This is a genomic window from Candidatus Omnitrophota bacterium (assembly GCA_030650275.1).
Classification (GTDB): Bacteria; Omnitrophota; Gorgyraeia; order Zapsychrales; family Fredricksoniimonadaceae; genus JACPXN01.
Window position 1 is genome coordinate 18,071 of the sequence record JAUSEK010000021.1, and the last position, 21,481, is coordinate 39,551.

The 21,481-nt window shown below is 49.7% G+C and carries 19 protein-coding genes, 5 tRNA genes and 1 riboswitch; of the genes, 2 read left to right on the plus strand and 22 right to left on the minus strand.

The window, feature by feature from the left end; all coding sequences use genetic code 11:
• Positions 1-270 precede the first annotated feature (270 nt).
• The 22 genes from Q7K71_05495 to Q7K71_05600 all read right to left on the minus strand — a co-directional run bounded on the left by Q7K71_05495 (position 271) and on the right by Q7K71_05600 (position 19,890).
• Entirely contained in the window at positions 271-465 is a 195-nt protein-coding gene (locus Q7K71_05495; GenBank protein ID MDO8675554.1) for a hypothetical protein, read from the minus strand.
• Positions 466-1,545: 1,080 nt separating this feature from the next.
• Positions 1,546-1,621, minus strand: a tRNA-Asn gene (locus Q7K71_05500).
• A 79-nt stretch (positions 1,622-1,700) separates the two neighbouring features.
• Positions 1,701-2,300, minus strand: a complete 600-nt coding sequence (recR, locus tag Q7K71_05505; protein MDO8675555.1) for a recombination mediator RecR — start codon at positions 2,298-2,300, stop codon at positions 1,701-1,703.
• A 6-nt stretch (positions 2,301-2,306) separates the two neighbouring features.
• Positions 2,307-3,848 (minus strand): DNA polymerase III subunit gamma/tau, encoded by a 1,542-nt coding sequence (gene dnaX, locus Q7K71_05510; protein ID MDO8675556.1) that lies wholly within the window; start codon positions 3,846-3,848, stop codon positions 2,307-2,309.
• Between the two features lie 52 nt (positions 3,849-3,900).
• Positions 3,901-6,132, minus strand: a complete 2,232-nt coding sequence (locus Q7K71_05515; protein MDO8675557.1) for a Tex family protein — start codon at positions 6,130-6,132, stop codon at positions 3,901-3,903.
• The gene (locus Q7K71_05520) at positions 6,129-8,195 is read right to left on the minus strand and encodes a hypothetical protein (GenBank protein MDO8675558.1); all 2,067 of its coding nucleotides are present in this window, start codon (positions 8,193-8,195) and stop codon (positions 6,129-6,131) included. Before Q7K71_05520 ends, Q7K71_05515 begins: the two co-directional genes overlap by 4 nt.
• Positions 8,196-8,247: 52 nt before the next feature.
• A riboswitch (cyclic di-GMP riboswitch) is annotated at positions 8,248-8,330 on the minus strand.
• Between the two features lie 541 nt (positions 8,331-8,871).
• A tRNA-Ser gene (locus Q7K71_05525) sits at positions 8,872-8,960 on the minus strand.
• The gene (tadA, locus tag Q7K71_05530) at positions 8,961-9,437 is read right to left on the minus strand and encodes a tRNA adenosine(34) deaminase TadA (protein MDO8675559.1); all 477 of its coding nucleotides are present in this window, start codon (positions 9,435-9,437) and stop codon (positions 8,961-8,963) included.
• Positions 9,437-10,156 carry an ATP-binding protein gene (locus Q7K71_05535; protein MDO8675560.1) on the minus strand — a complete coding sequence of 240 codons (720 nt, stop codon included), beginning with the start codon at positions 10,154-10,156 and terminating at the stop codon, positions 9,437-9,439. Before Q7K71_05535 ends, tadA begins: the two co-directional genes overlap by 1 nt.
• Before the next feature lie 144 nt (positions 10,157-10,300).
• Positions 10,301-10,374 (minus strand) — tRNA-Arg (locus tag Q7K71_05540).
• A gap of 6 nt (positions 10,375-10,380) precedes the next feature.
• Complete coding sequence (locus Q7K71_05545; protein ID MDO8675561.1) at positions 10,381-11,742, minus strand: ATPase, T2SS/T4P/T4SS family; 1,362 nt, start codon at positions 11,740-11,742, stop codon at positions 10,381-10,383.
• The gene (locus Q7K71_05550) at positions 11,739-14,318 is read right to left on the minus strand and encodes a pitrilysin family protein (protein ID MDO8675562.1); all 2,580 of its coding nucleotides are present in this window, start codon (positions 14,316-14,318) and stop codon (positions 11,739-11,741) included. Before Q7K71_05550 ends, Q7K71_05545 begins: the two co-directional genes overlap by 4 nt.
• On the minus strand, positions 14,293-14,829 hold the full coding sequence (locus tag Q7K71_05555; GenBank protein ID MDO8675563.1) for a hypothetical protein: 537 nt from the start codon (positions 14,827-14,829) through the stop codon (positions 14,293-14,295). Before Q7K71_05555 ends, Q7K71_05550 begins: the two co-directional genes overlap by 26 nt.
• Positions 14,830-14,846: 17 nt before the next feature.
• Positions 14,847-14,934 (minus strand) — tRNA-Ser (locus Q7K71_05560).
• A gap of 8 nt (positions 14,935-14,942) precedes the next feature.
• Complete coding sequence (locus Q7K71_05565) at positions 14,943-15,593, minus strand: phage integrase SAM-like domain-containing protein (protein MDO8675564.1); 651 nt, start codon at positions 15,591-15,593, stop codon at positions 14,943-14,945.
• 20 nt (positions 15,594-15,613) lie between these two features.
• Positions 15,614-15,698, minus strand: a tRNA-Ser gene (locus tag Q7K71_05570).
• A gap of 136 nt (positions 15,699-15,834) precedes the next feature.
• The gene (locus tag Q7K71_05575; GenBank protein ID MDO8675565.1) at positions 15,835-16,875 is read right to left on the minus strand and encodes a Fic family protein; all 1,041 of its coding nucleotides are present in this window, start codon (positions 16,873-16,875) and stop codon (positions 15,835-15,837) included.
• Between the two features lie 55 nt (positions 16,876-16,930).
• Entirely contained in the window at positions 16,931-17,533 is a 603-nt protein-coding gene (locus Q7K71_05580) for a hypothetical protein (protein ID MDO8675566.1), read from the minus strand.
• On the minus strand, positions 17,530-18,807 hold the full coding sequence (gene serS / locus Q7K71_05585) for a serine--tRNA ligase (protein MDO8675567.1): 1,278 nt from the start codon (positions 18,805-18,807) through the stop codon (positions 17,530-17,532). The genes Q7K71_05580 and serS overlap by 4 nt, the downstream gene beginning before the upstream one ends.
• A gap of 51 nt (positions 18,808-18,858) precedes the next feature.
• Entirely contained in the window at positions 18,859-19,200 is a 342-nt protein-coding gene (locus tag Q7K71_05590) for a type II toxin-antitoxin system PemK/MazF family toxin (protein MDO8675568.1), read from the minus strand.
• Positions 19,197-19,433: a hypothetical protein gene (locus Q7K71_05595; protein MDO8675569.1), complete on the minus strand. Its 237-nt coding sequence runs from the start codon at positions 19,431-19,433 to the stop codon at positions 19,197-19,199. The genes Q7K71_05590 and Q7K71_05595 overlap by 4 nt, the downstream gene beginning before the upstream one ends.
• 181 nt (positions 19,434-19,614) lie before the next feature.
• The gene (locus Q7K71_05600) at positions 19,615-19,890 is read right to left on the minus strand and encodes a septation protein SpoVG family protein (protein ID MDO8675570.1); all 276 of its coding nucleotides are present in this window, start codon (positions 19,888-19,890) and stop codon (positions 19,615-19,617) included.
• 176 nt (positions 19,891-20,066) lie between these two features.
• Between Q7K71_05600 and Q7K71_05605 the strand changes: the two genes are divergently transcribed.
• The gene (locus Q7K71_05605; GenBank protein MDO8675571.1) at positions 20,067-20,618 is read left to right on the plus strand and encodes an XRE family transcriptional regulator; all 552 of its coding nucleotides are present in this window, start codon (positions 20,067-20,069) and stop codon (positions 20,616-20,618) included.
• Positions 20,619-20,647: 29 nt separating this feature from the next.
• Positions 20,648-21,007 (plus strand): response regulator, encoded by a 360-nt coding sequence (locus tag Q7K71_05610; GenBank protein ID MDO8675572.1) that lies wholly within the window; start codon positions 20,648-20,650, stop codon positions 21,005-21,007.
• The last annotated feature ends 474 nt before the right edge of the window (positions 21,008-21,481 follow it).

Below are 21,481 nucleotides of genomic sequence, written 5' to 3' on the forward strand. Positions count from 1 at the left end.
TGCAAAAATATGCTGGATGCCTTTGGTTACGAATTAGCTGATTTAGGAAACAAAGGCATCATCAATGATGATGGATATTCAGGAAAGGATTTAAACCGGCCGGGGATACAGCAGATATTAAACAACGTAGATAAACGCAAGAAATTTGACGGGATTATTTTCTTTAGATTAGACAGGCTGACGCGCAACCCGCGTGATCTTTACGGACTCATTGATTTATTTCGAGATAACGATGTTGATTTTATTTCGGTAAGAGAAAATCTGGACAGTTCAACAGCCATCGGACGTGTGGTCATTGGCATCCTTGGACTGCTCTCTGCCTTTGAACGCGAGCTGACCGGTGAGCGCGTAAAAGCATCCGCAATCGCCCGGGTACGCCAAGGCAAATGGGTCGGCGGTTTCCTCCCCTATGGATATATGCTGGAAAAAGACGGCGATCCCCTGCCTAACGGACGACAACCGCATAAAGTTATTCTTAATAAAGAGATATCTTCAAAAATGCGGCTGATCTGGGAAATGGCCGCGGACAATAAGTCACTCACCGAAATCGGTTTGGAATTAATGCGGCAAAATGTTAAAACACTGCACGGGCATGACTGGCGTCGGCAAACTTTATCTAAAATCATCAAGAATCCTTTCTATAAAGGGCAACTATTTTATGCCAACGAAACACACAAAGGCAGACATGAAGCTCTAGTTGATGATGCCTTATGGGAGAAAGCGAATAAAATTATGACAGCTAAACTACCCGGACACGGCTTCAGCCGTAAACCAAAGAAATTCAATTATCTGTTAAGCGGAATTTTAAAATGCGGAAAGTGCGGAACCAGCCATATATCCATATCTTCCACCGGCCATACCGGCAAAAGATTTGCTTATTATATGTGCGGACGATCCAAACAAAAACTTGGATGCGATACCTCCGCCGTACCAGCCGGTGTATTTGATAAAGCCCTGATTGATTACTTTAAAAAGGCATCCGATGACCGCTCTATTATCGTCAACGCCATTGGAAGTGCCATGCAAGAAGCACAGGTCAAAGTTGAGAAACTTCAAATTATAATCAAGGAAAACGAAACAAAACTGCAAGCATTAAGGATAGAAGCCCGGAACCTGCTAGATCTTGCCGCAGGTGGCGCCGTAGCGCAAGGGGTGACCTTTAAAACGAAGATGACTGAACTGGATGATGCGATATTAAAACTGGAAGATGCTCTGCAAAAAATGTACGCCCAAAAGGCCGCTGGTGACATATCCGCAAACTCCGGACAATTCCTTCACGAGACACTGCAATTTGCCATGAAACACATCGATAAAGCCCCTGAGGATGCACAAAAAAGCCTGATACGCGCCCTGATCAAAGAATTAGTGATCCACGATGACCACATCGATGTAAAAATGTATATCGGCCAGCCGGAATCAATACTCGAAGCCCAAATCGAGTCTGACTGCACCGAAACCTCCTCCAAGAAAAAGAAACGCCCCACCGATATTGCTACCGGTGAGGCGTTAACCAACCACACGCCAAATGCGTATGATTGTCAACATTGGCTCCCCCGCGAGGACTCGAACCTCGGACAAGCGCGTTAACAGCGCGCTGCTCTACCAACTGAGCTACAGGGGAATCAAAGAACGGTTTAAAAGTATGGCTATTATACTGAAATCAACTTAGAAGTCAATCCTTCGACAAGCTCAGGATTTCGTTAAAACTCAACCACCCTGCGGGAATTGAGCGACATGGTCAGCGTCGACATATCCACATACTCCACCGCGCTGCCCACCGGGATGCCAAGCCCGATACGGCTGACCTTCACCCCCAGGGGTTTCATCTCCCTGGCCAGATAAAGCGCTGTCATCTCGCCCTCGGCGTCCGGGTCGGTCGCGATCACTACCTCCCCGATCGCCTCTGTCTTGATACGGCCAAGCAGTTTATTGATCTGCAGGTCCTCCGGCCCGCGTCCATCCGCCGGTGAAATGTTCCCCAAAAGCACATAATACAAACCCCTGAAACTGCCTGTCCGCTCAATGGCCAGCAGGTCTTGCGGACTTTCCACCACACAGATCATCTTGCGGTCGCGGTTGGTGTCCGCGCACACCAGACACATCTCCTGCTCGGACAAATTATTACACAACTTGCAAAAACGCATGCCTTCCTTCAACTGGACCATATTATCGGCCAAAGCACGCACATTCTCCGATGGCTCGCTTAAAAGCCAGAAAACAATGCGCTCGGCACTGCGCCGGCCGACACCGGGCAATTTTGACAAGCGTTCCAAAAGATTTTCTATTAACTTGGGGTACATGGGGTTTTATTCACTATGCCATTCTTTGACCACTTCTCCGCCGAACATCTCCAAAGCCGCCTTCACCACCGTCTCATCTTTTTTAGGCACGGTAACGTCCCTGATCTTTAACACAACACGCACCCCAGTTCCCAATTTCTCGCTGAAAACTTTTTCAAGCAAAGCCAAACTCTCTTTCGTTTCCAAGGACTCTTTCTGGAACGCGTGGTCCTTATTGAACGCGATGGTCAATTGTCCGTCCCGAAACGCGTAAGGCAGTCCATCCTGCAAATACGTGGCCATAGACATTTTCCGGCGGGAAACCTCATGGGTCAAAGCATTCCATTGTTCCTGAATACCCTGCAAGGACATTTCTAAACTCACCGGCGGCGCAGACGGTCTAGCAGGAACGACTTCCGCCGGCGCCGATGTTGCCGGCTTAACAACCGCGACCACAGGTTGGACCTGTGCCTGCGATTGCCCGCCATACGCCATCTTGGCAAAAGCCAATTCCAAAGGCATGCGCAGGGTCTCCATGACGCGGGCGGTTTCCTGCGCCTCAATGAACAATTCAATGACCTTCAATATGCCGACGATGGTGATCCTCTCTGCCTGAATAGCCAGACGCTGTCTGACCGCGGCCGGATACTCCACCAAACCTTTCAGATCCTGGCCGCCGATCTTCATGATCATCATGTGCCTGAAATGTTCGGTCAGGTCCTTGCCCAATTGCTTGATGTCCTTGCCCCGCTCAATGATCTCATTGAACACCTTCAGGGCAGATACGCAATTTTTATCCACCAAGGCATCGGTCAATTGGAACAACAATTCGATCTCGACCATCCCCAGCATGGAGAACACGTCTTTGGCGTCAATGCCGTCGGATCCCAGGGCGCTCAACTGGTCCAAAATGCTCAACGCGTCGCGCATGCTGCCCTGCGCGGCCTTGGCAATGGCGAACAACGCCGCATCGTCTATTTTCAACTTCTCTTTGGCGCAAATGCCTTTGAGGGCCGAGGCGATCACGTCAACTGGAATGCGTTTGAAATCAAAACGCTGGCAGCGTGAAAGGATGGTTGAAGGGACTTTATTGGATTCGGTGGTGGCAAAAATGAATTTGACGTGTTCGGGCGGCTCTTCCAGGGTCTTGAGCAAAGCATTGAAGGCCTCGGAGGTGAGCATATGCACTTCATCAACAATATAAATTTTGTAACGGCCATAAGCAGGAGCGAATTTGACGTTCTCCCTCAAGGTGCGGATCTCATCAATGCCGCGGTTGGATGCCCCGTCGATCTCAATGACGTCAAAACTGTTGGACGAGGTGATCTCGCGGCAGGCAAAACATTTGCCGCACGGGATCAAGGTCGGCCCCTCCTGGCAATTGAGGGACTTGGCGAGGATGCGGGCGCACGAGGTCTTGCCTATGCCCCGGGGCCCGCAAAACAAAAACGCATGGGCAATGCGTTTGGACTCAATGGATCTTTTTAATAACTGGGTGATGTGGTCCTGCCCGATGACCTCGGCAAAGGTCTGGGGACGGTATTTGCGGGCTAAAACAAGATAGGACATAGGTAGTTACAATATCCCAAATGCACCGGTAAAATCAAGGGATATTTGCGTATTACCAACGGTACAGGGACTTGCGGACCGGTTTTTCCGATTCAGATGGTTTAGCAAACGGCTTAGGCGATGGCTTGCTGCCTTGAGGTTTAACGCTGGGCTTGCTGCGCATGGACAGGGAAATACGCTTGCGGGCAATGTCCACCTCTAAAATCTTCACTTTTACCTTCTGCTGGACCTTAAGAAAATCCGCGGGACTTTTGATATAGGTATCGGACATTTCGCTGATGTGCACCAGCCCATCCTGATGCACGCCGATGTCCACAAAGGCCCCGAAGGCCGTGACATTGGTGACAATGCCGGTCAACTCCATACCCGGGGTCAGGTCCTCAAGTTTTTCAACCCCCTCTTTAAATTGTACAACTTCAAATTTGGCGCGCGGGTCGCGTCCGGGTTTAGCCAATTCTTCCTTGATATCCAAAAGCGTCGGCAGACCCACCTGCTCGCTGACATATTTATGCACGTCGATCTTTTGACGCAATTTCTCATCCTTCATCAGGTCCTCCACCGAAGCCCCGACGTCTTTAGCCATCCGTTCAACAATGGCATAACTTTCCGGATGCACGGCCGAAGCATCAAGCGAGCTTTTACCGCCGCGGATGCGCAAGAAACCAGCCGCCTGTTCAAAGGCCTTGGCGCCTAATTTGGGTACCTTTTTTAATTCTTCCCGCGCATTGAACGCGCCGTTGGTGTTGCGATGCTCCACAATGGCCTGGGCCGAAGCCGGACCCAAACCGGAAACATACATCAACAATTGTTTGCTGGCGCTGTTGACCTCCACCCCCACCTGATTGACGCTGCTGATCACCACGTCATCAAGCATGTTCTTTAATTTGTTCTGGTCCACGTCGTGCTGGTACTGGCCGACACCGATGCTTTTGGGGTCTATTTTCACCAACTCCGCCAGAGGGTCCTGTAAGCGCCGGCCGATGGACACCGACCCGCGCACCGTCACGTCATGATCGGGAAATTCTTCACGGGCCGCGTCGGAAGCGGAATAAATGGATGCCCCGCTCTCATTGACCATCACGACCTGGATGCCGGGCAATTTCAAAAAACGGGCAAAGGCCTCGGTCTCGCGGCCGGCTGTGCCGTTACCAACAGCAATACATTCAATATCAAACGTCTGGCATAATTTCTTCATCGTCTGAATGGCGCGTTCTTTTTCCGCCTCGCTTTGGGTGACATAAATGACTGTATGGTGCATCAACTTGCCCTGGGCGTTCAAACACACCACCTTGCACCCCGTGCGATAACCGGGGTCCATGGCCAAAATATTCTTTTGTCCCAAAGGCGATGCCATCAATAATTGACGCAAATTATCCGCGAACACTTGAATGGCTTCCTCATCGGCTTTTTGTTTGCTTAACAGACGCGCCTCTGTCTCTATGGACAAAGACAAAAGCCGTTTGAAACAATCTTCAACAGCCATTTGCACCTGCGATGAACAGGCATTCGCGGGGCTGGCCACGAACATCTCATGAAGAATGGACAGGGCCTCTTGTTCACCAACGGTGATGCGCATCATCAGGAATTCTTCCTTCTCCCCCCGGCGCATGGCCAGAACGCGGTGGGACGGCGCTGTCTTCACCGGCTCCTTCCAATCATAGTAATCCTTGAATTTAACCCCCTCTTGTTCCTTGCCTTTGATGACTTTAGATTCAAGTACTGCTTTTTCCAGATAAAGGGCACGGATCCTGGCACGGGCTTGAGCATTTTCATTGACCCATTCCGCGATGATGTCGCGGCTGCCGGCCAGGGCCTCGTCAATATCGGCAACACCTTTGGCAGGGTCAATAAAACGCGCGGCCTCGATCTTTGGGTCAACGTCCGGATTTTGCTTAAAAATGAGCGCGGCCAACGGTTCCAAACCTTTTTCTTTGGCAATGGTGGCCCGGGTGCGGCGTTTGGGCTTATACGGAAGATACAGGTCTTCCAGCACCGTCATGGTCTGGGCGGCATTGATCTTTTCTTTCAGATCGTCGGAGAGTTTGCCCTGCTTGGTGATGGACTCCAGAATGGCGGCGCGGCGCTCGTCGAGTTCCTGCATTTGCCGCAGGCGGTCGCGGATCTGCGTGATGGCCACCTCATCCAAAGAACCGGTGACTTCCTTGCGGTAACGGGCGATAAAAGGAACAGTGCCGCCCTCGTCTAAAAGGACGGCGGCGGCAACGACCTGCTTTTCTCTTAAATTAAGTTCCTGGCAAACCTTGAGGATGTGGGAAGAATTCATCGCGACTTCGCCGGTGGCGCTAACGGCGGCCACAGGGGCAGGGCTATACCCGACTGAATAATGGCAAATATCCTCGGCTGGATGGCCATCGCGGGCCGCGCCCTGTTGACTATTTGAGGAGGTTCAACGTTCAAAGCCATTTCCTTGATAAGACTCCCCATCTGTTCGTCCCTTTTGGAATGACCCGGATTCATCGACCAGGATACCGATGCGTTCCAATACCCGTTGATCAGATTTTTCTTTCCGGTATCGGGATCATAGACTACGTTTGGGATTTGATGATAGGAAACTTCCAAAAGGATACGTTTCATCCATTTTTTTGATTCTTCCCTGTTTCCCAGCTCATAATGACTGGCCGCTAAGATCCACATGGCCGCGGCCACTTCATTCAATATAGGATATTTCCAGATCGCAATATGTAAAGGATTATTATTGCCTCGAAACGTCGTTCCCCAGGGATACGCGATCAATCCGCCGATCTCCCGGGATTTTTGTCCTTGCTCTTCCTGGGCCAAACGGACCCAGACCGGATCATCGATCACCTTCTGCGCCCAAACAATGGCTTCATTGTAATCCTTCTTTTCAAATGCCTGCCACGCGTGCAAATTGTATTGTCCCGGCTCAACAACCTGCGTCCTTGGGTCAGGAAAATGAGTCGGCACGTTTTCCTGAAAAGATCTATCCGCCACGATGCTGTTGACATGATCTGCGGCTCTTTTCCGTTCACCTGCGCTGATATTGATCTGTCTATAAATTGAAAAATAGTCATCATCGAGGACAAAGGGATTCACCCCATTAATGGGCAACACTCCCCAAGCGCCTATAAAACTACCCCCTTCAATTCCTCCGGAAGGATTTTTGGCATAAAAAAATGGAGTTTTCCATCCGTGCCCGACGGCTACGCCTTGCCCGGTGGCATAAAAGAACATTTTAAAACCCTTCACTTCATAGGCCGCTTTTAACAATTCATCCGTCAGCAATTCGGCGATCGCCTTGAAATTTCTGGCTTTTTTCCTGCTGCCCGCGTTCCAAAATCTTACGGCGTTCTTCTGTAAAGCTAAAATGACCCCGCCGGTCCACTCGGGCGATCCCACAGGATGAAACCCTCCACGGGCCTTGATGACATCAGGATCTTTAGCATCTGTAAAATCAACGGAAATGATGGTCCGGCTTTTCCCGCCGGGAAATTCCAGCGTGACGCGCACAAGACTTTTCGCCAGCATGGTTCCCGTTAAACGTTCGAGCGCGTCCAGCGGGACCGCATCCCCCAATTTTCCAGCCATGGTCCATGAATAGGCGTCTGTGGCAAATATCGCGCTCGGACCGTTTTCCCATATCCCTTGATGGATCGCTCCTTGCCGCGGCAGATAAACATTGTTCATAAACCACGCGGAAGCCCTGTCCGCGGCCTGTTTCCATTTCATGTCTTGCGTCAACTCGAACAATTGATAAAAAACATCAACGGTGTCCGCGTGCGGTTCGGTATGGACCCTGCCGGGCGTCCTATCTCCATCGCTGACAGCGCCGTCCGGTCTTTGCATGGCCAGCAAGGTTTCTCCCAAAATAACGGCATCATACAAATATTTTGCTTTATTGACCTGCAGCATCGCCATGATGAGAAAAGCGGTCGGCCCTGGCGTTGTCAAATATTCCAATTCTCCCTTCCCTTGCTTTCGGATGGATGTGCGGTCAACAGCATTGATCAAGCCTAATGCAGGACTGTCTTTTCCAAAAAGTTTTAATATGCCATAGGTTTTGTTCGCATCGCTGTTGTTAACGATCTCATTGCGGGGAATATGTAATCGCTGCGTGAAATAATCGATGATCCTTTCGGCTTCGCCCTGGTTTCCCGCCGCCTTTAATATCATGGCCATGACCGCGGCGTCATAGATGAAGGTCAAATTTTCAAATCCCGGATGGCCATATAAACTGGGTGACAGGCCCGTACCAGGGTCTGCCAATCTTATGATGCTTTGAGAGGCGCCATGCGTTAAATCATATATATCTAATGGTGTCAAGGCACGGGCATTCAACGGCCAGCTAAATGCCGATAAAAAAACCATGGTAAGCAATAATGAACGTAGGGAGGTGGGAACTACCGGAGTTTTGTTCATATTCGGAAGTCAGGCTATCCTTCTAAGGTTAAGGATCCTATGACTTTGCGCCCCCACTTTACAATGGGTTTGCCTTTGTCGTAGAACAGGTATTTCAAAATTCTAATAGAGAGTATGTCCTATGCCAAATAAAAAGCAAGGGTTTCAAACCGCATGCCCTTGCTGGAAAATTAATATATAACCATTGCAGTATAAATGGGTTACGCCATCATACCCTGGTGTGGAATACGTTTTCCACCCTGTGGATATGTCAGCAAGACCAAGTCCTGCAATGAGTTGCCGAATTAAACTTTTAATTAAAAAATTCTAATAGAATATAACTGATTGGAAGATATTGAGTTGCAGATAAACTTAAAAAACGGAGAGGCAGGGATTCCTTCTCCCCCGGCGTGACATTCGTCACGCCTCCTCCGAAGCCGGCCGCCCTCGCTTGAACCAGTGGCGCTCGGGTCGGCTTCGAATCAGTAGATATCCACGACCTCACGGTCGTGGCACTTCTGTTGTTCTTGTTACTTTCAGGCTTCGCCTGTCCTCGGCAAAAAATCATTGCCTCGGATGCTATCCATCTACAACCTTACGGGTGTAGGTTTACGAAGGATTTCTAAAGTTAAACCTAATATAAAAACGGAGAGGCAGGGATTCGAACCCTGGGACCAGGTTACCCCGGTCAACTGCTTAGCAGGCAGCTCCGTTCGGCCACTCCGGCACCTCTCCCTAATTATCCTGCACAGCTTTTGCCTTGCGCTTCTTCTCAAAAAACTCACTGACAATGGCCCCGCATTCGCCGGCCAGGATCCCGCCGACAACATCAACACGATGGTTCAACCGCTCATGCCGGACGATGTTCATCAAAGACCCGCATGCGCCTGTTTTGGGGTCCTCGGCACCGTAACACAAACGCTTCAAACGGGCCAGCACCAGCGCCCCGGCGCACATCGAACAGGGCTCGATTGTAACATAGAGGGTACACTCCCGCAACCACTTCGCGGACAAGCCGCTCGTCGCCTGCGTGATGGCGATCATTTCGGCATGCGCGGTGGGATCTTTGAGCGTTTCCACCTGATTATGGGCCCGGGCAATGATCTTATTCTCATGGACGATCACCGCGCCGACGGGAACTTCATCCGCCTCATAGGCCTTTTTTGCCTGGCGCAATGCTTCCCGCATGAACATCTCATCAATTTGGGTCATCAGGGTTTGGAAATAACCGCTAAAGGAAGGTCAATACGGACAACGGTGCCTGTGCGCAAAGAACTTTTGATGTGGATACCGCCACCCGCTTTCTCAACGATGGTGTGGACCACGGAAAGGCCGAGACCGGCGCTTTTTTCAAAACCGCGTTCCTTGGTGGTAAAAAACGGTTCAAAAACTTTTGACAAATGTTCCGGGGTGATGCCAACGCCTTCGTCCTGGACCTCGACCACCGCTCTCTTATTTGACCGGTCCCGGGTCGTGCGTATCCTCACTGTCCCTCCGGCTGGCATGGCCTGCATGGCATTGACCAAAACATTATGGATGACCTGGTGGCATTCAACCTTCCCCAAACGGACGGGCGGGATATCCTTGGCCAACCGCAGGGACATTTTGATCCTGGCCGCCTTGATCTGTTGCTTTAACAAAGCAGCGATCTCTCTGATGACCTCATTGACCGCGCAGGAGCCACTGGACGATCTGACCAGCATACGGCCGGTGGCGGCGCAACAGCGTTTGAGCTGGCGGTTCATCTGCTCGAGGGTGGTGATAATTTTAGTAAAATCCTTATAAGACAGGTATTCAAAATCGCGGCGTTTGTATTCGTCAATGAGTTTCTGCGTGCTTTTGCTGACCGACTGCAGGGGGCCGTCCAATTCGTGGGCAAGCCCGGACAGGATGGTCAAAAATTCGCGGGAAGATTTTTCAGATAAAGCCATAGGATAAAAAACGCGCCTAAGAGGACTCGGCGCCCCGACTTTTCTCGTATTATTGAAGTCGGGGTCGGCCACCCGCTCTATAAACTGCTCCTATTCGTCGCAGTTTATAAACAGAGCTCCTTCGAGTCCTTTATGAAAGTTAAACGCGCCTAAGAGGACTCGAACCTCTAACCCTCAGTTCCGTAGACTGATGCTCTATCCAGTTGAGCTATAGGCGCAAATTTTCAACGATTTTTTAATTCTCTTAACATCCGTTCCCGGTCGAGGCCTATTTTCGCCATGGCATCCCCGGGGTCGGCATGGTAATGCCGGCAGAACGTGGTCACTTCCGTGATGGTGTGCGCCCCCTTGTCAGCCAATGTCTTTAAAACCGCCCCCCTCAACCATGTTTCGTTGATGATGTCCCTGGGGGCCATGCCGCTTTCCTGCGACAACCGGTCGCGGTACACCGTGCTGGGCGATACCGGCATCACGCGCTTCTGGTCGTAATTGTATTTGAACACATGCGACAAAAGCACCTTCATATTTTCCATCCCGCTGGTTTCCGAGATCTCGTCCACGACACGGAACATCTTGCCCTCCACGTGATAACGTTTCAGGATGACAAAAACATCCATGAGCGTGATGAGGGACTCGGGGATGTTCATGGGTTCATTGTGCAGGCGCATGATCGCTTCCCGCGCGCTCAAGGCGTGGATCGTGCCCATGCAGTATTTGCCGATATTGACGGCCGTGATCATGTCCCGCGCTTCCGCCCCCCGCACCTCCCCGACGATGATGCGCTCGGGGCGCATGCGCAAACTGTTCTTGACCAGGTCCGAAAGGCTCAATTCATCATCGGTCTCAAGACGCGAGCAGCTGTCTTCCAAAAAAGTATTCAATTCCAAGGTGTCTTCAATAATGACCAGACGGTCCTTGGTGGGAATAAAACTCAACAACGCGTTGAGCAAGGTGGTCTTGCCTGTCCCCGGTCCGCCGGCGATGATGATATTGGCCGGCCGGATGGAAAGCCCTTCCAGATACAGCCACAACTGCCCCGCCGCCTCATAACTCATGGTCCCGCGTTTGATCAGATCAATGACGCTCAACGGATCCATCTTGGTCTTGGTGATGGTCAATTGCGGCCCCAGCGGCGCGTCAATGATATTGACGCGTCCGGCGAGGTTGGGCAGTTCCAGATTGGCGATCTTATGATAACCGGCGCGTCCGGCGAAGACCAGAAGTTTCTGGATGAATAAATGAAGTTCTCTGGAAGAAGCAAAATTGCGCCCGGTCGTGATGAACCCTTTTTGGGCGTGGTGGATAAAAACGGGCTTAAGCCCGTTGATGATGATGTCCTCCACCTCGGCGTCGCATAGCAGGTCTTCAACGATCCCGTAAGAAAGGAAATTCTTGGCAAAATGGCCCTTTTCATTCTTTGAAGGAAAAAGGCCGATGAACGGCTCACCGTCTTTTTGTCCCAGAAGCAGATTGAGGGCATGCACCACGATCTCCTGACGCTCGCTTTGGGGCAAAACGAGCGCCATCTTCCCCTTCAATTGCTCCAGTAAAAGTTCTTCCAGGTCCAAAATTTTCTCTTTGCTCATACGTTCGGTCTTTTCTTGATGATCACGACGGCAGACGTCTGGATGTCCAAATATTTCCTGGCAACCCGCCGGATGTCTTTTTTAGTAACGGCATTGATACGCGCGTCAAAATCTTTATGAAAATGATACCCTAAACCGTACAGTTCGTTGAGCGCACTCAATGACGCCAGAGCCGCCGGGGTATCCAGGCCCATCTTGAACATCCCTTTCAAATAGGCCTTGGCGCTGTTGATCTCTTCATCCGTGACATCCTCGGCGGCGAGGGCCTGTGCCTGCCGCGTGAGAATTCCTTTGACAGTATCAATTTTATCTTCCGTCGTCAAGACAAAAAGTGAGAGGATTCCGGCATCCACCCCGGGCGTATAATCCGAACCCACCGTATAGGCCTTGCCCAATTCATCCCTGACCTTAACGAAAAGCCGCCCGCTCAAACCGGAACCCAACACCGCGTCGATGACTTCCATGGTCCAGCGGTCTTCGTCTTTCAAAACAGGCGCCTGGAAAGCCATCATCACAACCGCCTGTTCTTTGTCCATGGCCACTGTTTTTTCACGGGTCTTTTGGGGAGGCGATTCCTGAAATTCTTTGAGCAACGGCCTGCCTTTAGACAAACCGGAAAACTTTTTCCTGATCTCCTGTATCACGGACGCGGGATCAAAATCCCCAAAAACAGCAAGCACCGCGTTGTCCGCGCGGACAAAACGCTGGTAGTATTCAATCGCGTCTTGACGGGTGATCTTTTGCACCGACCCCTTGGTGCCCAGAACATCACGGCCGAACGGATGGGTCAAATACAAGGTCTGAAACAATTCTTTAAAACCGACCGAAGCAATGTCATCATCCCTGGCATCAATGTCCGCGGCCATGTTGGTCTTTTCATGTTCTATTTCATCCATGGAAAAAGAGGGTTGCGCCAACAGGCCCTGCATGGTGTCCAAAGCAAAAGACAGGTCGTCGGACAGGACGTTCATGCTCAAACCGATGCTGTTGCGTCCGGCAAACCCGGACAAAGAACCGCCCCGGTTTTCCACGTTCTTTTTAACGCCTTTAGTCCAGACCCTGGACACCAGCATGCTTAAACCGGACAGTTCAGGATTTTCCTGACGGGTCCCGGCATTAAAAACGCAATCCACAGCGATAACCCCGACGCTATGATCTTCTCCCAAGAGAACGGTCAGACCATTGTCCAAAACGATCTTTTGGATATTGGACTTTCGCGGTTTTATTTCAACCGTCCCGGAAGCAGGACCGCCCTGCATAGGCCTTAAAACATTGATCGTCAGGTGATCATCCGTCAAATAGCGCCGGGCCACGCGTTTAATGTCCTCATTGCCGATCTTTTTAACGGCATCCACGTATTTCTTGGAAAAATACGGATCTCCCATCATGGCCTCGTCGGTGGCCGCCCTATATGCCAAAGAGGATGATGTCTGATTGCCAAATACGAACTGGCTTAAGACCTGGCGTTTGGTCTTTTCCAATTCTTGAGCATCCAAGCCCGAGCGCTTGACCTGCTCAATAGCGGATCTGGACGCTTGCAGAACAGCGGACAAATGGTCCTTGCTCATCACCCCTTCAACCGCGAACATGCCTTTGTCCTGGGGAGTAAAATTAAAAGCGGAGATCTCTTCAACCAATTTCTTTTTCTCATAAATATCCTGATAAAGCCGCGAGCCCTCCCCCTGCCCTAACGCCATGGCCAAAACATCAAGGGCATACAAATCCGGATCGGCGATGCTCACCCCTTGATAGGCCAAAGAAAAACGGATGAGCGGTGTTGCAAAATGGTCTTCAAAGCGGCGCTGTGCTATCTGCGGCGGCTCCTGCGGGGTATTGCGTTCAAGGTATGGCCTCTGCTTAAGATCTTTGAACGCCTCTTTGATCAAAGGCAGAACCTCCGGGCTTCGCACAGGCCCCGCGACAGACAAAATGATATTATTGGGGATATACCGGGACTTGTAATACGCATACAACCCCTCCCGCGTGACACCGTCAAACAGCGACGGATACCCGATGATCGGATGGCGGTAGGGATGGCGGATATAGACATTCCTGAAAACCAGATCGCTCAAGCGCCGGTCAGGACGGTCATTGTACAAACGCATTTCTCCGTGGATGACCTCGCGTTCTTTTTCAACCTGGGCAGGATCAAAAGCGGAATTGGCCACCATGTCCGCGATGATGTCCAGCCCTTGCGCAAAATTGCCCGACGGAAGATCCAGTGTATAAATGGTGTGATCAAAAGAAGTAGACGCGTTGATGGTGCCGCCCAAGGCCTCAACTTCTTTGGCAATGGCGCCGACAGGACGCTTGGCCGTGCCCTTAAACAGCATGTGTTCAATGAAATGGGATATCCCGGCGCCTGAATATTCCCCTTCAACCGCCGACCCGGTCTTGATATAAGCATCAATAGACAGGACTTCGCTGGACGGCATTTCCTGGACCAGAACGGTCATGCCGTTTTCCAGAACTTCTTTGCGGACCTGATCGGCATATACGGGTGAAAAGACGGACAAAAACAGCAGGAGAAAAAGCAGGCGTTTGGCCATTTCAGGAAGACCCGCGGTGATATTCATCCAGCAAGCGGCGGATGTCTGTTGCTGAATTCTTGGCGATCTGCGAGCAGATAAAGATCAATAAAGAGAACGGCCACACGTCCTGGGGCCCCACCAACAGACCGGCCAGGGTGTTTTCCTGCCTTTGCAGAAGATCGCCGTAATGCCGGATGGCGGCATGCACGTCCCCTTCAAAAACATCAAGAGAATGGGTCTTATTGTCGTATTTCAAAGACGGCCCCGAACCGCCGCGTACCAGCAAAAAATTAACCATGCTCTCTTCATGAGAAGGATCAAGGCCTTCCAAAGAGAACCCTTCCAGTTGGGGGATGTTGGGAGGCAGGATCAGCGACGGGCGGTCCACGACCACCTCTCCCTTGCGCACCACGGTATCGCCGGGGTTGATGGATGAAGCGGACAAAAGCACATACGGGACATGCGTTTCCTTAAACGTCTGCAGGGACTGGACGCGGGAACGGATGATATCGGTTTCTCTTAAGGCCTTATCCCAGGCATCATGAATGTTCATCATATAGGTATACCGAAAAATGGCGGAGAGGCTGGGATTCGAACCCAGGGCCCCTTGCGAGGCAACGGTTTTCGGGACCGCCGCATTCGACCACTCTGCCACCTCTCCCAAAGTCGTTAATTATACATATCTTCCCTGCTTAAGGGAATCAAATTTGCATAGTACATGAGCCGGGCGATGTCAGACATCTTCAACAAGATGGATATCCTGCCCAATAATACCCCTTTACCGATCAGATCCTTGACCATCTTTCCCCGGGCCGTCAAAACACGCGGCACAACCGACATAGGCAAAAGGCGGACATGCACCGTAGGATTATCATTGATAAAACCGGTTTTGATGCCGTATTCCAAAATTTCTCGCAACAGCAAAAGGGTCAGGTTCACTTTTTTTGGATTAACGTCCCGGCCCTTGGCAAGATGGGCCTTGTAGGATTCAATGACAGCAGGTGTCACCTGGGATAATTTGATCAAATGCGGGTGGTCTTTTTTACAAAAAGCGCTGAAATGATTTGCGGTCAGGCGCAGGCGTTCCAATGTTTTGGGGGGATGCTGGCCGGCCGCGTCATTTAAAAACTGTTCAAGAAAAACAGGAAGATCAATATCGCGGACAATGGTCAGGGATTCTCCGCCGGCGATCTTGGTTTCAATGTCTTCCAACAACTTTTGGGCAGCGGTCCGATCAGGCCCGGCGATCTGGGAATACAAAAGTCCCCGGGCGTAGAATTCAACGTAATACGTATTTCCTATTTTACGGACTTGACCCATATAGAAAGTGAAATAAAAAACGGAGAGGCTGGGATTCGAACCCAGGGCCCCTTGCGAGGCAACGGTTTTCAAGACCGCCGCATTCGACCACTCTGCCACCTCTCCAATATCATAACACCAATGCTTACAATAACTTATGATAAATATAATTTCTGTAAATCTTCCTTATTTCGTTTGGTGTCTAAATTGTGACTGTTTGTAAATTCATTATTACCTCTATTATTACCCTCTTTTAGAGGTATTACCTCTTCTGCCAAACGGCTCCGGGCCCCCGCCCAAGGCATTTAACTTTCTTCGATTTTTGAAGATTACGAAGAACTATTCTGATCATATCCCGACTAACCCCAGGACATGCTCTTTCAAGATCCGAAAGGGTAAAATCCTTCTCAAAGGCATTAATAGCCGTTTCAATAAATTCCGTTTTTGATCCTCGTGGGCTTTTTATTTGCCCTACCCGGCTTTCAAACTCATGGTAAGCCGTTTTAAGAATATAGAGAAGATAATTGATATAGGGCCAAGGGTCATGTTTACCCTCATGCCACCCTTGAGAACTCTGTTGCAATGTTTCATAGTAGCGTTCTTTGTTTTGCTCAATAAGCCGTTCAAGGCTAATATAGCGTCCAACCTCATAGCCCAGCGTATAACATTGAAGCAAGAGCAATAGCCGCGAAACACGACCATTGCCATCCCGGAATGGATGAATACAAAGAAAGTCGAGATTGAAAGCGCCCAACGCAATCAAAGGATGAACGCTTTTTTCCTTTAAAGCGTCCTGCCAATATTTGACAAGCTCCATTGTAAAGCCAGGTGTTCTTGAAGGATCTAGAGTTTTAAAACGCACACGTTCTCCCCCACCTGGTAATTTCTCAATAATATCTACTTCTTTCTCTTTATATTTTCCGGCATCCCAAATTTCACCACGGCTCATCTGGTGTAACTTAAGGATTGTTTTTTCGGAAATCGAGACCCCCGTCCCTTCACGATGGATCCAATCAAGTGCGGTGCGATAACAACGCACCTCTTCCTCGCTCCGGTCTTTCAGATGGGTCTTGCCAAAAACAACCGTCGCCACACGTTTTTCATCAACAAGCACCCCTTCGATCCTGTTGGAAGAAACAGCGCTTTCAATCAAAGCATGCTCTCTTAAAACTTTCAGTTTCTGTGGGAACTGTTTGGTAAAAAGCTCCTGCTTTCCTTTTGCCTCCCCCAAATCTGCCAAATACCAGGAGGTGGCTATAGGGATGTTCTCTATTTTTTTCTCAAACTGCTGAAAAGTTTTCATAATATCTTACCTACCTCTCCGATGCAATAGTAACATTCCCCGTCGGTCAAGTCAATCAGCGAGGAATGAAAAGAACTTTATAGACGTATGTGTAATACACAGCAATGCGGTGGGCCAGGGACTTGATGAAGGCGATGAAGGAGAACTCCGGCAACAGGGGAATGATGACGGCGGCGAGGATGATGAGATTGGCGGACAGGACCAGCCCGAAAGACACGAGATACTGGCCTTTCATCGGGCTGGGATCCGATTCATAAAGTTGACGGGCAGTGCCGATGACATGCAGGGCGGCCGCGAATGCCAATAAAAAAAGCACAAGCCGCTCATAAGCGCCATAACCCAGCGCGTTGAGAACCAACCCCAGACAAATGACCAAGATCGCGTAGATGGGAACGACGGCCCCGGCCATGTCGGCGGACGGCCCCAAAAAAGAAAAGATCTTCGCGACAACGGAGCGGCCGAACCCATAAACTTCTTTAAAATCATAAAGGAATAAATGCAGGATGGTATAAGCCGCAATGCCCCACAACAGCCATTGTTCTTTATGGACGGGAACGCCCAAGAACTGGTCCTGGAACGCCAAAACGCAGGCAACGACCAACGGCAGGACCAATAAAAAGAGAAGGAATTTCAGGATGGTCAATAATCCTTGTTTCACTTTTTCCTCCCGATACGCTCAACGCCGCCCATGTAAGGACGAAGGACTTCGGGGACAATGACGTCCCCTTCCTTGGTCTGGTAATTTTCCAGAATGGCGGCCATGGTCCGCGGCAGGGCAACGCCGGAACCGTTGAGGGTGTGGACGAAAGCGGACTTTTTGCCGTCCTTACCTTTGTAGCGGATGTTCGCCCGGCGGGCCTGAAAATCCTCAAAATTTGAACAACTGGAGGCCTCCAGCCATTTGTCCAAACCGGCCGCGTACACCTCGATGTCGTAGCATTTGGCGGCGGCAAAACTCAAGTCACCGCTGGCCAGCAACAACACCCGATAAGGAATACCCAACAATTGAAATATCTTGCAGGCATCAGCCAATAAGGATTCCAATTCCTCATAAGAATTTTCCGGTTTGACGAATTTGACTAATTCCACTTTATCAAATTGGTGGATGCGCACGAGCCCGCGGGTGTCCTTGCCATAAGAACCCGCCTCCCGCCGGAAACACGTGGTATAAGCGGTGTAATAAAGAGGCAGGTCCTCTTCATTGAGCGTTTCATCACGGTGGATATTAGTGACCGGGACCTCGGCCGTGGGGATCAAATAAAGATCATCGGATGGCAGATGATACATGTCCTCTTTCATCTTGGGCAATTGCCCGGTCCCTGTCATGGACGCGGCATTGACCAAAACCGGCGGGGACATTTCGCAATAACCGTGTTCGCGGGTGTGCGTATCCAGCATAAAATTGTATAAAGCCCTCTCCAGCCGCGCCCCGAGGTCTTTATAAAGGACAAAATTGGAACCGCTTAATTTCGCGCCCCTTTTAAAATCAATGATGTCCAGCGCTTCGGCGATCTCAATATGCGTCTTGGGTTTAAAATCCGGTTTCGGCGCTTTGCCCCAACGGTTGATCTCTTTATTGGCCTCGGCCCCGCCGACGGGAACGGAACTGTGAGGGATGTTGGGGATGCCCAGCAGAATGTCCTGAATTTGCCCTTCAATACCCTTGATGACCGGCTCCATGGCATCCACCTTCTGGGCAATGGCCTTCATGGGACCGATCTTCGCCTTAGGATCGCATTTTTCCTTAATGAGCCGGCCGATCTCGTCATTGGCAATATTCTTTTTGGCTTTAAGGTCTTCAAGATCAACCAGCAATTTCCGGCGCTGGCTGTCTAGTTCCAAAAGACGGTTGAGATCGGCCTTGGCGTGTCTGGCCTCAAGGCCGGCCTTGACCTGGTCGGGATTATCGCGAATGAACCTTAGGTCGAGCATGATGAGTTATGGTAACGCAAACCGACGGTCGGTGTCAAATCAAAAGCGGGATTATTCGAGGATCAAATTCTTCAGGTTCTCTAATAACGCGTCGCATTGACGGTCACTGAGCTTGCCCAGATGTTGCTTGAAACGGTGGTTATCAATGGCGCGGATTTGATCGGTCATAATGTCGGAATCAAACGGCAACAAAGATTCTTTGGCAAGGACCCTGACCCTTAAAGGGGCGGCATCGTTTCTAAGCCTTGAAGTTAATAAACAAACGACTGTGCTTGTATGGATATCATTGATGTCGTCCGTCTGTACGACGACAACCGGACGGGTCTTGCCCGGCTCTGTGCCAAAAGCCGGGTCCAGATCTGCCAAATAAATATGGAATTTAGATATTTTCATTCAAGCAGATGAGGGTCTATGCCTTCGATCTCCCGCAAGAGAGCCAACGAATCCGCTCCGACCAGTCTGGACGCCTTGCGCAATTGCTGGCGCCATTTCCGCTTGCGATTGATCTTATTATAAAATTCCAAGGCCTTATTAATGTATGCATTGCGGGACAAATGCACCTCTTTCACCACTTCTTCCAGATCTTTAAAAATATCGTCTTTTATCTTCAATGAGATCGCTTTCATTTTCCCCTCCTGTGGTATCACTAAAAGTATATACCACTTTGAGAGGGAATCAAGAAAAAAATTCGAAGCGTCCGGCGATCGTGTTGCGGCGGAGGAGCGCGGTGGTCCCCGGGCCTATCAGCGTTCGAACACCTTTAAGCCCCACCGAGGTCCAATGGACGCTTTCGAATAATATCAAATATTAAAGATCATGCCGGCTCAGGCGATAGCCCTCAAGGACCCTTTCTGAAACCAGGTCTTTGACCTCATCGCTCAAACAGCGCACGCGGTCATACCACTTTTCATCCTTCCCCTGCTCGGAAGGCATGGACACGAACATTCCCTTCTTTCCTTCAATGACCCTGACCCCCTTAATGAGGATGGCATCATTGACAACGATATCAACAAATGCCTTGACCCGCCCTTCCGCAAGACGATGGATACTGCCGACCTTGACATCTAAAAGCGTTTCGTTCATATGCCCTCCCTTGGTTGTGAACAAAGCAACGATAACATACATTGATTTTTTGTCAAGTCATTTATTTATTAATAGTCAATTTCATGCCATAATATCAAGAATATCAAAATAAAATTGCAAATCCAACAATATATGCTATTCTAATGCTATCGTCCATCTCATCCAAAGGGGGTTGTATGTATATAGGGAAGAAAGTTGAAACCATCCGCAAGGCGCAAAAAATGTCTTTGACGGAACTCTCCAAGAAAAGCGGGGTCCAGCTGGCCACGTTGAGCCGCATTGAGAACATGAAAATGGTGGGCACGCTGGAGTCGCACATCAATATCGCCAAGGCGCTGGGCATTGACGTGACGGAATTATACCGCGGCATTGACCAGAAGTCCGCGATCCTGGATGTAGGGCCGGACCAGAGCGGCGCAGATATTTTCAGGCACAGCGAACGCTCTTCTTATGAGATCCTCACCAAAAACGTCCTGAAGAAAAAAATGATGCCGGTATTGATCCGTATTGAGGCGAACGGCAAGACGAACACGGAACAAAACCAGCCGGGCACGGAAAAATTCATTTTTGTCCTGGAGGGCGTGGTTGAGGCAGACATCAACGGGGCGAAATTCCGTTTGAGCAAACACAATACATTCTATTTTGATTCTTCCCTTCCCCATCATTTCATCAATAAAGGAAGGTCAACCGCGCGCGTACTGTGCGTGGGCACGCCGGTATCCCTTTAAAACAATCCCCAAAAACCAAGGAGATGGCTATGTCAGGAAAAATTTTGATCTGTGATGACGAGGAAGGTATCCGCGAGTCCTTAAAACTCATTTTGTGCGACCATTACGACCTGGTGGTCGTGGACAGCGGCGAACAGGCCCTGCACACATTGGCGAACGCAAAAGACATCAAAGTAGCGCTCTTGGACATAAAGATGCCCAGGGTCAATGGTCTGGATGTCCTGCAGGAGATCAAATCAAAATATCCCGAGGTGAAGATCATCATGGTCACCGGCTACCGGTCGGTGGAAACAGCCGCCGAAGCCGCGCGTCTGGGAGCGTCGGGGTACATCATCAAACCGTTCAAGGCGGAAGAGATTTTAGAGGTTGTTAAACGAAATATTCATTAACTAATTGGTCATGATTTATTTTATCATTAGTTCATTTCTTAATGCACTGACCAGTCTTTTATCCTGCTTTTTTGTCCTCTTCACTAACCCAAAAGCAAAAACAAATCAAACATTCGCTTTATACACATTTTGTGTGTCCATGTGGGCAATTTTTTATTTGCTTTGGCTTACTGCTGATAATCCAGAAAATGCTCTTTTTTATGTAAAAATAATAAACATATCAGCATTGTTTATACCCTGCGCATTTCTTCATTTCAGTTGCTACCTATTAAATGAATATCAAAAACATAAGAAAATTATTTTCTTACTCTACCTATTTAATTTAATACTATCCAGTACTGTAGGATTTACTGACCTATACATACTAGGAACAGAAAAACAATTAATTTTTCCCTATTGGCCAATAGCCGGAAAGTATTATATTCTTCTTTTCTTAGAATATGTTCTTATCGTCGGCTATTCGCTACTTATTAT

Bases quoted from the DNA above. Each gene is read 5' to 3' on its own strand.
- Q7K71_05600 (MDO8675570.1), bottom strand. From the start codon at position 19,890: ATGAACGAAACGCTTTTAGATGTCAAGGTCGGCAGTATCCATCGTCTT.
- Q7K71_05575 (MDO8675565.1), bottom strand. From the start codon at position 16,875: ATGAAAACTTTTCAGCAGTTTGAGAAAAAAATAGAGAACATCCCTATA.
- Q7K71_05610 (MDO8675572.1), top strand. From the start codon at position 20,648: ATGTCAGGAAAAATTTTGATCTGTGATGACGAGGAAGGTATCCGCGAG.
- Q7K71_05545 (MDO8675561.1), bottom strand. From the start codon at position 11,742: ATGAGCAAAGAGAAAATTTTGGACCTGGAAGAACTTTTACTGGAGCAA.
- recR (MDO8675555.1), bottom strand. From the start codon at position 2,300: ATGTACCCCAAGTTAATAGAAAATCTTTTGGAACGCTTGTCAAAATTG.
- Q7K71_05590 (MDO8675568.1), bottom strand. From the start codon at position 19,200: ATGAAAATATCTAAATTCCATATTTATTTGGCAGATCTGGACCCGGCT.
- dnaX (MDO8675556.1), bottom strand. From the start codon at position 3,848: ATGTCCTATCTTGTTTTAGCCCGCAAATACCGTCCCCAGACCTTTGCC.
- Q7K71_05565 (MDO8675564.1), bottom strand. From the start codon at position 15,593: ATGGGTCAAGTCCGTAAAATAGGAAATACGTATTACGTTGAATTCTAC.
- Q7K71_05605 (MDO8675571.1), top strand. From the start codon at position 20,067: ATGTATATAGGGAAGAAAGTTGAAACCATCCGCAAGGCGCAAAAAATG.
- Q7K71_05555 (MDO8675563.1), bottom strand. From the start codon at position 14,829: ATGATGAACATTCATGATGCCTGGGATAAGGCCTTAAGAGAAACCGAT.
- tadA (MDO8675559.1), bottom strand. From the start codon at position 9,437: ATGACCCAAATTGATGAGATGTTCATGCGGGAAGCATTGCGCCAGGCA.
- serS (MDO8675567.1), bottom strand. From the start codon at position 18,807: ATGCTCGACCTAAGGTTCATTCGCGATAATCCCGACCAGGTCAAGGCC.
- Q7K71_05550 (MDO8675562.1), bottom strand. From the start codon at position 14,318: ATGAATATCACCGCGGGTCTTCCTGAAATGGCCAAACGCCTGCTTTTT.
- Q7K71_05595 (MDO8675569.1), bottom strand. From the start codon at position 19,433: ATGAAAGCGATCTCATTGAAGATAAAAGACGATATTTTTAAAGATCTG.
- Q7K71_05495 (MDO8675554.1), bottom strand. From the start codon at position 465: ATGCGGTTGTCGTCCGTTAGGCAGGGGATCGCCGTCTTTTTCCAGCAT.
- Q7K71_05520 (MDO8675558.1), bottom strand. From the start codon at position 8,195: ATGGTTTTTTTATCGGCATTTAGCTGGCCGTTGAATGCCCGTGCCTTG.
- Q7K71_05515 (MDO8675557.1), bottom strand. From the start codon at position 6,132: ATGAATTCTTCCCACATCCTCAAGGTTTGCCAGGAACTTAATTTAAGA.
- Q7K71_05535 (MDO8675560.1), bottom strand. From the start codon at position 10,156: ATGGCTTTATCTGAAAAATCTTCCCGCGAATTTTTGACCATCCTGTCC.